This is a genomic window from Pantoea sp. X-Soil-TKNS-1279 (assembly GCF_059730565.1).
On the sequence record NZ_AP035948.1, the window covers coordinates 4,012,368 to 4,024,647 of the forward strand.

Here is a 12,280-nt window from a genome sequence, read left to right on the forward strand (position 1 = left end):
AACATCAGCAAGGTAAGCGCGATGTTCTGCGCGCCGCATTCAGAAAATGACGGATTCACCTGCCGCCGTCTGGCAATTTTCAGCCTCAGCCCGTATAACTGTCCCCTGTTTCTTAACCCCGTGTAAGCAAGACAGTAACTGATGATGAAAGATTCGCTGAGCCAGATTATCGCAAGTGAGCTGAAGGCGCGTGACGAACAGGTTGACGCAGCCATCCGCTTGCTTGACGAAGGGAATACCGTGCCGTTTATCGCGCGCTATCGTAAGGAAGTCACCGGCGGACTGGATGATACCCAGTTGCGTCAGCTGGAGAGCCGTCTTGGCTATCTGCGTGAGCTGGAAGAGCGCCGCCAGTCGATTCTGAAATCTATCGACGAACAGGGCAAACTCACCGCCGACCTCGCCAGCGCCATTAATGGCACCCTCAGCAAAACTGAGCTGGAAGACCTTTACCTGCCGTATAAACCGAAGCGTCGCACCCGTGGACAGGCAGCCATTGAGGCCGGTCTGGAACCGCTGGCCGACACGCTGTGGCAAGACCCGTCGCACGATCCTGAGCAACTGGCTGCCGGCTATGTCGATGCCGACAAAGGTGTCGCCGATGTGCGCGCCGCGTTGGATGGCGCACGCTATATCCTGATGGAGCGTTTCGCCGAAGACGCCACGCTGCTGGCAAAAGTGCGTGACTATCTGTGGAAAAACGCCCACCTGGTTTCGCGCGTGGTTGAAGGCAAAGAGGAAGAAGGTGCGAAGTTCCGCGACTACTTCGATCATCACGAAGCACTCAGCACCGTGCCTTCACACCGTGCGCTGGCGATGTTCCGTGGCCGCAATGAAGGTGTGCTGCAACTGTCGCTGAATGCCGACCCGCAATTTGACGAAGCACCGCGCGAAAGCCACGGTGAAACGCTGATTGCCAGCCACCTGAATCTGCGTCTGAATAACGCCCCGGCAGACAGCTGGCGTAAAGCGGTAGTGAGCTGGACGTGGCGTATCAAGGTATTGCTGCATCTGGAAACTGAACTGATGGGCACCGTGCGCGAACGCGCCGAAGATGAAGCCATCAACGTCTTTGCCCGTAACCTGCACGACCTACTGATGGCGGCACCGGCAGGCATGCGTTCCACGATGGGCCTCGATCCCGGCCTGCGTACCGGTGTAAAAGTGGCGGTGGTCGATGCCACCGGCAAACTGGTCGCGACCGATACCATCTATCCGCATACCGGACAGACCGCCAAAGCGGCGACCGCTGTCGCAGCGCTGTGCGCCAAACATCAGGTTGAGCTGGTGGCGATTGGCAACGGCACCGCATCGCGTGAGACTGAACGTTTCTTCCTTGATGTGCAGAAACAATATCCGCAGATCAAAGCGCAGAAAGTGATTGTCAGCGAAGCCGGTGCTTCGGTCTATTCCGCCTCAGAACTGGCCGCGCTGGAATTCCCGGACCTCGACGTCTCGCTGCGTGGTGCGGTTTCCATCGCTCGCCGTTTGCAGGACCCGCTGGCTGAGCTGGTGAAGATCGATCCCAAATCTATCGGTGTCGGCCAGTACCAACATGACGTCAGCCAGAGCCAACTGGCGAAGAAACTGGATGCGGTGGTGGAAGACTGCGTGAACGCCGTGGGGGTTGATCTCAACACCGCCTCGGTGGCGCTGCTGACCCGTGTGGCCGGTTTAACCCGCATGATGGCGCAGAACATTGTCAGCTGGCGTGACGAGAATGGCCGCTTCCAGAACCGTCAGCAGTTGCTGAAAGTCAGCCGTCTCGGCCCGAAAGCCTTTGAACAATGCGCAGGCTTCCTGCGTATCAATCACGGTGATAACCCGCTGGATGCCTCGACCGTCCACCCGGAAGCTTATCCGGTGGTTGAGCGCATTCTGGCAGCCACCGAGCAGGCGCTCGCTGAACTGATGGGTAATCCGGGTAGCTTGCGGAATCTCAGCGCGCGTGATTTCACCGATGAGCGCTTCGGTCTGCCTACCGTCACCGACATTATCAAAGAACTGGAAAAACCAGGCCGCGACCCACGTCCTGAGTTCAAAACCGCGCAGTTTGCAGAAGGCGTGGAGACACTCAATGACCTGTTACCCGGCATGGTGCTGGAAGGTGCTGTCACCAACGTCACCAACTTTGGCGCTTTTGTCGATATTGGCGTACATCAGGATGGCCTGGTTCATATTTCATCGCTGTCGGATAAGTTTGTTGAAGATCCGCACCAGGTCGTCAAAGCCGGTGATATCGTCAAAGTTAAAGTGATGGAAGTTGACCTGCAACGTAAGCGTATTGCCCTTACCATGCGTCTGGACGAGCAGCCGGGCGAGAACAATGCGCGCGGTGGTGGCAACCGCAGTGCCGGTAAAGAGTCGGCACGCCCGACACAGGCGAATAAGGGCCGGGCCAAACCGGCCAGTCAGCCTGCCGGTAACAGCGCAATGGGTGATGCACTGGCTGCCGCCTTCGGCAAAAAACGCTAACCCCTGCGTTAAAAAGCGCGGTGGCCGCCAGGCCATCGCGTACATCAGGTTGATAAATTGTCCCATCCAGCTACGCTGAAAAAATCCGTGTGAAAAAATGACCCTCCGCGTGGCACAGCGATCTGATGGATATTATCAACGCCTTACTTGATGAGATTTATGCAGGCACTTTCCCTGTGGCGGCTCGTGAGCGTCTGCTTTCCCACATACGTGCGGCACGGGATACGGTCAAAATCCCACGGAAACTGCGCTGGGATGAGAAAGATGTGGTGCTGATTACCTACGCCGACCAATTGCGTGAACCAGATGTCCCTACCCTTGCCACCTTCTCGCGTTTTTATCAGCAACATTTGCAAGACACATTTTCTCTGGTCCATCTGCTGCCGTTCTTTCCTTATTCATCGGATGATGGTTTTTCGGTTATCGACTATCACCAGGTCAACCCGATTTGCGGCGACTGGCAGCATGTCGCGGCGCTCCACACCCATACGCGGCTGATGTTCGATTTTGTTTGCAACCATATGTCAGCGCACAGCAGTTGGTTTCGCCATTTTTTGGCGCAGGACCCCGGCTGGGATGACTTTTTTATCAGCATGCCACCCGCCACCGATCTCAGCGCCGTGACCCGGCCTCGCACCTCGCCGCTGCTGACGCCATTCGAAATGGCGGATGGCGCAACGCGCTATATCTGGACCACCTTCAGCGCTGATCAGATTGACCTCAACTTCGCCAACCCGGAAGTCCTCATCCGTATGGTCAACGTGTTGCTCGATTATCTGAAGAAAGGCGCAGACTACGTGCGCCTCGATGCGGTGGGTTATATGTGGAAAACGCCTGGCACCAACTGTATCCACCTGCCCAAGACTCATCAGCTGGTGAAATTATTTCGCGCGATTGCCAACGTGGTCGCGCCGGGTACGGTGATCGTCACAGAAACCAATGTGCCGCACAAAGACAACATCAGTTACTTTGGCAACGGCCACGACGAAGCGCAGATGGTGTATCAATTTTCCCTGCCGCCGTTGGTGCTGCATGCCATTCATTCCAGCTCCGGCCGCGCGCTGCGTCAGTGGGCCAGCACGCTGGACACCGGTAGCGGTGATACCACCTTTTTTAACTTTCTCGCCTCACATGATGGCATTGGCCTCAATCCCGCGCGCGGCATTTTATCGGAAGTAGAAATTGTGGCGTTGGTGCGTGACCTGGCGCTGGAAGGGGCGCTGGTTTCCTACAAAAACAATCCGGATGGCACCACCAGCCCGTATGAAATTAACGTTACCTATCTGGATGCGCTAAATCGTCAGGACGACGATGACAACACGCGACTACGCCGTTTCCTGCTGGCACATGCCATCCTGTTGGCCTTTCCCGGCGTGCCTGCCATCTATATTCAAAGCATCCTCGGTTCACGTAACGACAACGAAGGCGTGCATGTCGCCGGGCACAACCGTGCCATCAATCGCGAGAAGTTCAGTGTGCGTGATATGGAACAGTTGCTGAGCGGCGGCAATGCGCTTCGTCAGCAGGTGTTTGAACGCCTGAGCGCGCTGATTCAACTGCGCACACGTCAACCTGCGTTCCATCCCGACAATCCGATGACATTATTCGACAGCGATAACGCGTTGTTGGTCCTGCGTCGTCACCAGCCCGATAACCAGGAAGCGGTTCTTTGCGTATTTAATCTTAGCGGTCGCGAGATTGAGACGATGTTGCCGCAGGCTCGGCAATTTCACGATTTAATCAGTGGTGGAAATATTGATGGCAACCAGCCGGTGCGACTGGCTGCCTGGCAATTTATGTGGCTAAGGGGTTGATTATTTATACACATCCGCGACGGCACTGAACTTGCCATGTTCGCGGCCCGCAATCACCAGAAAATATTTTCCGCCCTTCTCATCCGCCAGTTTTGACAACTCTTTTTTGGCATCCATCGGCGAGGTGGTTTCTGCCGTAGTGGTCACCGTACCGATTTTCTCCAGATTCATTTTCTGCACTTCTTCTTTAGTCACCTCTTTGGCTGCCAGCGCCGAAAAGGAAATCGCGCCCATCACCATCGCCGCCACAACCGTGTTGATAACTTTCATGTAATCACCCTCAGTTATTATTTGATTTGCAGAGATGTCGGCAGGAAATTGATTGCAGAGGTAAAGCATTCCTGCCCACCCGGAAAGTATTGACCTTTCCGGGAGAATTGCCAGCTAGCGCGGCAGACGGCCACTAAAGCTAAGAATATGCTGACAAAATGCTTCCGGGTGCGAGATGAATGGCGCATGGGCCGCTTTCTCCATCACCACCGATGGTGATTGTGGCCAGCGCACATCCAGTTCTGCCGCGATACGACGAGGCACCAGTCCGTCCAGATAGCCATACAGGCGCAGGAATGGCAGCTGGAGAGCATCCAGCGACGCACGCAAATCACAGTGACGCAGAATCTCCAGACCGCCTTCCAGTACCGCCACTGACGGCATTGGCTGCGATAACACCACTTCTTTCAGTTGGCGAGCATCCTGGCGCGCGCTTTCCGTTCCCAGCGTCTGCAAAGCCAGAAAACGTTCCACAGTGCGTTGAAAATCATTACTTAATTGCTGCTGAAAGCCATGCAGCGTTTCCGGCTTAATACCGGGCCATTCTTCGCTGGAGGTAAAGCATGGCGACGAAGCCACACTGATCAGCCCCCGAATGGATTCCGGCACCGTAAGCGCCAGTTGACTGGCGACCAGACCGCCCAGCGACCAACCCAGCAGCAGGCTGCGTTCCGGCAAATGCTCCACCAGATGCTGTGCCATAGCGGGCAGCGTCATGGCACCAAATCCCTGGCTGCGACCAAAACCCGGTAGATCGACAAGGTGCAAGCGAAAATGCGGGCTGAGTCGCGGAATGATGTTTTGCCACACTTCGGCATTCAATCCCCAGCCGTGCAGCAGCACAAGATCGCAATCCCCCGTGCCGGTGGTGTGCCACCAGATCGAACTCATCGGTTATTATCCTGAAAGTGAAAAGGAGGTCGCTATGCTATCAATCCCTGCCCTGTGTTGGCTATGCCGTTTGCCGCTACGCATGGCGCAACACGGTCTGTGCAACGGGTGTTTGCGTCAGTTGCCGGTGTTACCCGAACTTTGCCCACGCTGTGGCCTGCCCGCCCGTGCCGATCAGGTTTGTGGGCGCTGCCTGCAACGACCGCCACCGTGGCAACAACTGATCTGCGTCAGCGGTTATCAACCCCCGCTCAGCCACTGGGTTCATCAGTTGAAGTTTTGCCGCGCCACCGCACTCAGGGTGATGCTGGCGCGGCTACTTTTGCTAAAGTGGTTAGCCATGCGGCGATGTTATGGGCTTCCCCGACCAGATATCATCTTCAGCGTGCCCCTGCATCAGCGTCGCCACTGGCGACGTGGCTACAATCAGGCGTCGCTGTTGGCGCAACCGCTGGCGCGCTGGCTAAGTTGTGACTACAGGGAAGGCATAAGTCGCGTACGTCAGGCTGCGGTGCAGCATGAGCTGAGCGCATCGGCGCGTAAAAAGAACCTGCGCGGCGCGTTTCAGCTTGAAATCCCGGTAGAGGGACGCCATATCCTGCTTATCGACGATGTGGTGACCACCGGCAGTACGGTGGCTGAAATCAGCCGTATGTTGCAGGCCGCAGGCGCGGCCAGCGTACAGATTGGATGCCTTTGCCGTACCTTGTAGAGCGTCGGCGTTGGGCGTATTATAACCAACTAAATTAGTCAACTATTGAGCAATCGCCATGATCCGTATTACTGATGCTGCCCAAGAGCACTTCTCAAAACTTCTGTCAAAACAGGAAGATGGCACCCAGATCCGCGTATTCGTGATTAACCCGGGTACACCAACCGCCGAGTGTGGCGTGTCTTACTGCCCGCCCGATGCCGTTGAAGCGACGGATACCGAGCTGAAGTTTGAAAAGCTGTCAGCCTATGTTGACGAGCTGAGCGCCCCTTACCTGGAAGACGCGGAAATTGACTTCGTCACTGACAACCTCGGTTCCCAGCTGACGTTGAAAGCGCCAAACGCCAAAATGCGTAAAGTCTCTGACGATGCGCCGATGGTAGAACGCGTGGAATACCTGTTGCAGGCACAGATCAACCCGCAGCTGGCAGGCCACGGTGGTCGCGTTTCACTGATGGAAATCACCGATGACGGTTACGCCATTCTGCAATTTGGCGGCGGCTGCAACGGTTGTTCGATGATTGACGTGACGCTGAAAGACGGTATCGAGAAAGAGCTGCTGGCAGCCTTCCCGGAACTGAAAGGCGTGCGCGATCTGACCGAGCACCAGCGCGGCGAGCACTCCTACTACTGATTCCCAACGCGCGACAGCGACCCGACGCTGTCGCGCGTTAAATCCGCTTCCTGCCGATACTCACAGCCTTCAGCAATCGTTGTACTTCCCCCTCTGCAAACATTGCCTCCAGCGTGGTACTGAGCTTACGACGCCAGTTAGGATACTGTTCAACTGTGCCCGGCACATTCACCGGTGAGTCCATACCCAACCAATCTTCCGGTTGCAGGCCCAGCAACGCGCTGTCGGTAGCCGCCAGAAAACGGTGCATCGCCAGATTGAGCGCGGGCGACATCCCCCGTTTGGCCGCCTGTTTACCGCTGGGTTTGGCTAACGCCCCGGCCTGATGCAATGCATCCAGCAGCGCCTGCTTCTGTTTTTCCCGCTGCTGCTGCAATGACTGCAACACGCTTTCACCAGGATACAACCCGAGCTTATTTCCCAGCAGCAAGTCACCCGCCTCCCAGAATCCGGTCAGGGTTGGCAGATCGTGGGTGCTGGCACTGGCAATTGACTGGCGCGGATACTCCTCTGGCTGACGATAACGCCCATCACGATGTTGCTCAAACCACAACACCTTCCATGAAAAGATGCCGCTGTTGCGCAGCAGGCTGACAATCTCAGCAGGTACCGTACCGAGATCTTCACCAATGACCATGCAACGATGGCGCTGACTTTCCAGCGCAAGGATCGCCAGCAGGTCCTGCACCGGATAAGCGACATAGGCCCCTTTATCCGCCGTCTCACCCCAGGGAATCCACCACAGGCGTAGCAACCCCATCACATGATCGATACGCAACGCGCCGCAATCGCGCATGTTGGCTCGCAGCAGATCGATGAACGGTTGATAGCCGCGCGCACGCATCACATGAGGATCGAGCGGCGGCAGCGACCAGTTTTGCCCGAGTGGACCGAGGCGGTCTGGCGGTGCCCCAACCGACGCACCTAACTTGTAGAGCTGAGGATCCTGCCAGGTTTCTGCACTGCCCTGGGCCACACCGACCGCCAGATCGCGATACAACCCTACCGCCATCCCCAACTGCTGGCTACGCTGCCAGCACTGCGCAAATTGCTGCTGCGCCAGCCACTGCAACCAGCTCCAGAACTGAATCTCGTCCTCATGCTGCATACACCATTGCTGGACCTCGGCCTGCTGCGCATTGCGCCAGCCTTCTGGCCAACCCGTCCAGCCCCACGCCTGTTGATCGTCGGTGTGCCGTTCTGCCTGAATGCCGTCAAACGCTGCCTGGTAGCGCAGGTGCTCGCCCCCCTCCACCACAAACTGCTGAAACACATCATGCTGGACGCCATGCTGACGAAATGTCTGCCATGCGAGACGTAGCGCGTGGATTTTCAGCTCTGCCACCGTGCTGTAGTCCACCCATTCGCTGACGCGGGCTTTCTCCAGCATCCGCCGCGTTTTGGCGCTGTTCCACCAGCGCTGCGCCGCGTGGCTTTGCTGAAAATCCGTCAGTTGGCTGACATCGATATACAGCACGTTCAACCAGCGGCGTGAGGTGGGACTATAGGGGCTGGCCATCTCTGGCTGTGCCGGGTAAAGCGCGTGCAGCGGATTGAGCCCAACGAAATCGCCCCCCTGTGCCGCCACCTGTTCCAGCATGCGCTCCAGATCGCCAAAATCCCCCATGCCCCAGTTGTGTTCGGAACGCAGGGTATAGAGCTGAACCAGCGCCCCCCAACGTTTTTCACCTTGCTCCAATGGCGCAGGCAGGTAACAACGGCGCGGGGCGAGGATGATACGGGTCTGCCACTGCTGGCGGCCTTTACGCAAGATAAGCTGATGGTAGCCCTGTGGTAACCGGGGAGGCAGCGTCAACGGTTCGCCCCCCTGCACGCTGCCGTGAAATTGCTTACCTTGTTCGGAAATCAACTGCCAGTGGAATTCGCCACTGCCTTGCGGCGTCAGTTGGCGCTGCATCCGTCCACTGAATACCTGGACCGGCGGTAACGGCGGTGCTTTGCCCGTTGGTGCGTCCATCACCGCCAACAGCGCCCGCTTAGTGTCATCACTGATGGTTTCAGGCTCGCCGTTGGCATTGATAAAACGCAGTGCGATGCCCGCAGCCTGTGCGGCTTGATCCAACTTGTTCAACGTCATTGCTGCTCCTGAATCGCGTAAGGCACATTCGGTAGCGGCGCGATTTATCGCGCCGCTACGAGACGTGCAGGTTTACCGTTTCGCCTGCCAGATGCGTTTCTGGTAATCACGGATAGAGCGATCGGAGCTGAACATCCCATTGCGGGCAGTATTGAGGATGGCCGCTTTGGTCCAGGCTTCCTGATCCTTCCACAGTGCCTCAACGCGCTGTTGCGCCTCGACGTAAGCATCGAAATCGGCCAACACCAGCCAGGGATCGCCGTTTTTCGTCAGGCTGTTGAGCAACAAATCAAAGGCGTGTTTGTCGCCATCGCTGAATTTGCCCTTTTCCAGTTCTTTCAACAGCCCGTCGAGATGTTTATTGGCCTTACGCAGTTTTTTCGGATGGTAACCCTCAGCCTTCAACGCTTTAACCTCATCCACGGTATGACCAAAGATAAAGATATTCTCCTCGCCAACTTCCGCCGCAATCTCAACGTTGGCACCATCCAGCGTACCGATGGTGAGCGCACCATTCAGCGCCAGTTTCATATTGCCGGTGCCAGAAGCTTCATATCCGGCGGTCGAAATCTGTTCGGAGAGATCAGCCGCCGGGATCATCAGTTCAGCGGCGGTAATTCGATAGTCAGGAATAAACACCACCTTCAACTTATCGCCCACCTTCGGGTCGTTATTGACCACCTCAGCGACCTTGTTGATGGCATAGATAATATTTTTTGCCAGGTAATAACCCGGCGCGGCTTTCGCGCCAAACAAGAACACCCTCGGGACAAAGTCAGGATTTTTTGGGTCATCGCGCAATTGACGGTAGCAATGGAGGATATGCAGCAGGCTGAGATGCTGACGTTTGTATTCGTGCAGGCGTTTGATCTGTACGTCAAACAGCGCCTCGGGATTCACCTGAATGCCGGTCACCTGACGGATGTACTCGGTCAGTTGCTGCTTATTGGCCTGCTTGATTTTGCGGTACTTCTGGCGGAACGCTTTTTTAGCGGCAAAAGGCTCCAGCGCTTTTAGCGCCTCAAGATTGTTGGCCCATTCCACCTGCAATGTCTCGTCAAGCAACGCCGACAACCGTGGGTTACATTGCTGGAGCCAGCGACGCGGGGTGATGCCGTTGGTGACATTATGGAATTTCTTCGGCCAAAGCTGGTGATATTCCGGGAACAGATCTTTCACCACCAACTCGGAATGCAGCGCCGCCACGCCGTTGACGGCGAAGCCACTCACCACACACAAATTGGCCATCCGTACCTGACCCTCCGCAACCACCGCCAGCTTCTGCCACACCGCCTCATCATCCGGCCACTGACGTTGCACCAGTTTCTTCAGACGTCGGTTAATCTCACGGATGATCTGCATATGGCGCGGCAACAAACTCCGCACCAGGCGCTCGTCCCAGCGCTCCAGCGCCTCCGGCATCAGCGTATGGTTGGTATAGGCAAACACGCGGCTGGTGATGTGCCAGGCGTCATCCCAGCTCAGCTGATGTTCGTCCAGCAGCAGGCGCAACATCTCTGGAATCGCAATGGTCGGGTGGGTGTCATTCAGTTGAATCACTTCGTAGTCTGGCAGGTCATGCACCGAACGCCCGGCCAGATGATGCCGCCGCAGAATATCGCCCACCGCGCAGGCACACTGGAAATATTGCTGCATCAGGCGCAGGCGTTTACCTTCCTGATGGTTGTCATTGGGATAGAGCACCTTGGTGAGTTTGGCCGCCTCAATGCCCGACTGCTCCGACTGGAGAAACTTTCCGTCATTGAACAGCGTCAGATCAAACGGGTGATCGCTGGTCGCTTTCCATAACCGCAGCGGTAAGGTCACGCCATTACGATAGCCTACCACCGGCAAGTCCCAGGCTTCCCCTTTTAACCAGAAAGCGGGCTGCCAGTACCAACCGCCGTTTTCCGTTTTCTCAACTTTGCCGCCAATACCGACCTGCACATCATGCGCTGCGTTATGGCGAAACCACGGGTAGCGATCGCGCTGCCAGTCATCCGGCGCTTCTTTTTGCTGGCCATCATCAAACGACTGACGAAACAGGCCATATTGATAATTCAGGCCATGCCCCATCGCCGCCTGACCTACGGTGGCCATTGAATCCATATAGCAAGCGGCTAAACGTCCCAGCCCACCGTTACCGAGCGCCGGATCGACCTCTTCTTCCAATAACTCGCTTAACGAAACCTGATAAGTCGCCAGCGCTTCCTGCACCTCCTGATACCAGCCGAGATTCATCAGGTTGTTGCCGGTCAGACGGCCAATCAGAAATTCCATCGACAGATAATTAACATGGCGCTGGCCTTTGCGTGGCGTCAGTGGCGGTTGCGTCGCCAGCAGCTCCGCCAGCGCAGCACTTAGCGCCTGCCACCATTGATGTGGGGTCATTTGTTGTGCTGAAGAAAGTCCAAGATATTGCCACTGGCGGGTAAGTGCGGCGTCAAAACGCGCTTTATTGAATTTTTGTTGCGACATATCAATCCCTTCCGAGTCCGGTAACGGTGAAGCGAAATTGGGGAGCGCATGGCCGGATGCTGGCCTGAATGGATAAGTAAAGACGGGTCAGGAGAAAAAAGCGACAGAAAAACAAGGCGGGAGAGAAAAAAACCCGCCTCGTGCAGATTTAGCAGAGTTCGAGTTGTACTTCGTGTTGCTCAATCACCTTCATCACGCTGGCAGGTGGCGTGAGATCGGTATACAGATAGTCGATCAGGCTCATGTTGCCCAGGTTCACCATCGCGTTGCGACCAAATTTTGAGTGATCCACCACCAGCATCACGCAACGCGAGTTTTCAATGATCGCGCGCTTGGTGCGAACTTCGTGGTAGTCAAACTCCAGCAACGAGCCATCCATATCAATACCGCTGATACCAAGAATGCCGTAATCCAGGCGGAACTGGGAGATAAAGTCGAGGGTGGCTTCCCCCATAATGCCGCCATCGCGGGTACGCACTTCGCCACCAGCAATGATGACGCGGAAATCCGGTTTCGCCATCAGCAGCATCGCGACGTTGAGGTTGTTGGTGACGACACGCAGATTGCTATGATTGAGCAACGCATGCGCCACTGCTTCAGGCGTGGTGCCAATATCGATAAATAATGTCGCCCCATCGGGGATCTGGCTGGCAACGCGCTCGGCAATACGCGCTTTTTCAGCCGACCACATCATTTTTCGGTCCTGCCAGGCGGTATTTTCCGAGCTGGAGGGTAGCGCTGCACCGCCGTGATGACGCTGAATTTTGTTTTGATCGGCCAGATCGTTCAAATCGCGCCTGATGGTCTGTGGGCTGACTTCAAAGTGATCCACCAGCTCTTCCGTGCTGACATATCCCTGACGCCGGACCAGATCGATAATGGCGTCATGACGTTGCGTCTGCTTCACA

9 protein-coding genes are annotated in these 12,280 nt (G+C 56.2%); 4 read left to right on the plus strand and 5 right to left on the minus strand.

The genetic code is table 11. The features are described 5' to 3' along the window. Positions 1-144 precede the first annotated feature (144 nt). Together AC6I8N_RS18840 and AC6I8N_RS18845 are read left to right on the plus strand one after the other, a co-directional pair. The gene (locus AC6I8N_RS18840; RefSeq protein ID WP_497830714.1) at positions 145-2,475 is read left to right on the plus strand and encodes a Tex family protein; all 2,331 of its coding nucleotides are present in this window, start codon (positions 145-147) and stop codon (positions 2,473-2,475) included. Positions 2,476-2,600: 125 nt separating this feature from the next. Beyond that, positions 2,601-4,289: a sugar phosphorylase gene (locus AC6I8N_RS18845; protein WP_497829679.1), complete on the plus strand. Its 1,689-nt coding sequence runs from the start codon at positions 2,601-2,603 to the stop codon at positions 4,287-4,289. Here AC6I8N_RS18845 and AC6I8N_RS18850 read toward each other — a convergent pair whose 3' ends face one another. Then, entirely contained in the window at positions 4,290-4,559 is a 270-nt protein-coding gene (locus AC6I8N_RS18850) for a YdgH/BhsA/McbA family protein (RefSeq protein WP_021184860.1), read from the minus strand. 114 nt (positions 4,560-4,673) lie between these two features. Further along, complete coding sequence (gene bioH / locus AC6I8N_RS18855; RefSeq protein WP_497829680.1) at positions 4,674-5,450, minus strand: pimeloyl-ACP methyl ester esterase BioH; 777 nt, start codon at positions 5,448-5,450, stop codon at positions 4,674-4,676. Between the two features lie 34 nt (positions 5,451-5,484). On the opposite strand from bioH, the gene gntX reads away from it, so the two are divergent. Then, on the plus strand, positions 5,485-6,162 hold the full coding sequence (gntX, locus tag AC6I8N_RS18860; protein WP_208724321.1) for a DNA utilization protein GntX: 678 nt from the start codon (positions 5,485-5,487) through the stop codon (positions 6,160-6,162). A 58-nt stretch (positions 6,163-6,220) separates the two neighbouring features. Next, positions 6,221-6,796, plus strand: a complete 576-nt coding sequence (nfuA, locus tag AC6I8N_RS18865) for a Fe-S biogenesis protein NfuA (RefSeq protein ID WP_013510835.1) — start codon at positions 6,221-6,223, stop codon at positions 6,794-6,796. A 37-nt stretch (positions 6,797-6,833) separates the two neighbouring features. Here nfuA and malQ read toward each other — a convergent pair whose 3' ends face one another. From malQ to AC6I8N_RS18880, 3 genes are all read right to left on the minus strand, one after another. After that, positions 6,834-8,894 carry a 4-alpha-glucanotransferase gene (gene malQ, locus AC6I8N_RS18870; RefSeq protein ID WP_497829681.1) on the minus strand — a complete coding sequence of 687 codons (2,061 nt, stop codon included), beginning with the start codon at positions 8,892-8,894 and terminating at the stop codon, positions 6,834-6,836. 72 nt (positions 8,895-8,966) lie between these two features. Continuing rightward, a complete protein-coding gene (gene malP, locus AC6I8N_RS18875; protein WP_208724323.1) occupies positions 8,967-11,372 on the minus strand; it encodes a maltodextrin phosphorylase in 2,406 nt (801 codons plus the stop codon). Positions 11,373-11,520: 148 nt separating this feature from the next. Then, entirely contained in the window at positions 11,521-12,279 is a 759-nt protein-coding gene (locus AC6I8N_RS18880; RefSeq protein ID WP_013510838.1) for a DeoR/GlpR family transcriptional regulator, read from the minus strand. Between the last annotated feature and the right edge of the window lies 1 nt (position 12,280).

Excerpts from the sequence above, each read along its gene's own strand:
- gntX (WP_208724321.1), top strand. The coding sequence starts at position 5,485 with ATGCTATCAATCCCTGCCCTGTGTTGGCTATGCCGTTTGCCGCTACGC.
- nfuA (WP_013510835.1), top strand. The coding sequence starts at position 6,221 with ATGATCCGTATTACTGATGCTGCCCAAGAGCACTTCTCAAAACTTCTG.
- AC6I8N_RS18845 (WP_497829679.1), top strand. The coding sequence starts at position 2,601 with ATGGATATTATCAACGCCTTACTTGATGAGATTTATGCAGGCACTTTC.
- malQ (WP_497829681.1), bottom strand. The coding sequence starts at position 8,894 with ATGACGTTGAACAAGTTGGATCAAGCCGCACAGGCTGCGGGCATCGCA.
- AC6I8N_RS18840 (WP_497830714.1), top strand. The coding sequence starts at position 145 with ATGAAAGATTCGCTGAGCCAGATTATCGCAAGTGAGCTGAAGGCGCGT.
- bioH (WP_497829680.1), bottom strand. The coding sequence starts at position 5,450 with ATGAGTTCGATCTGGTGGCACACCACCGGCACGGGGGATTGCGATCTT.
- malP (WP_208724323.1), bottom strand. The coding sequence starts at position 11,372 with ATGTCGCAACAAAAATTCAATAAAGCGCGTTTTGACGCCGCACTTACC.
- AC6I8N_RS18850 (WP_021184860.1), bottom strand. The coding sequence starts at position 4,559 with ATGAAAGTTATCAACACGGTTGTGGCGGCGATGGTGATGGGCGCGATT.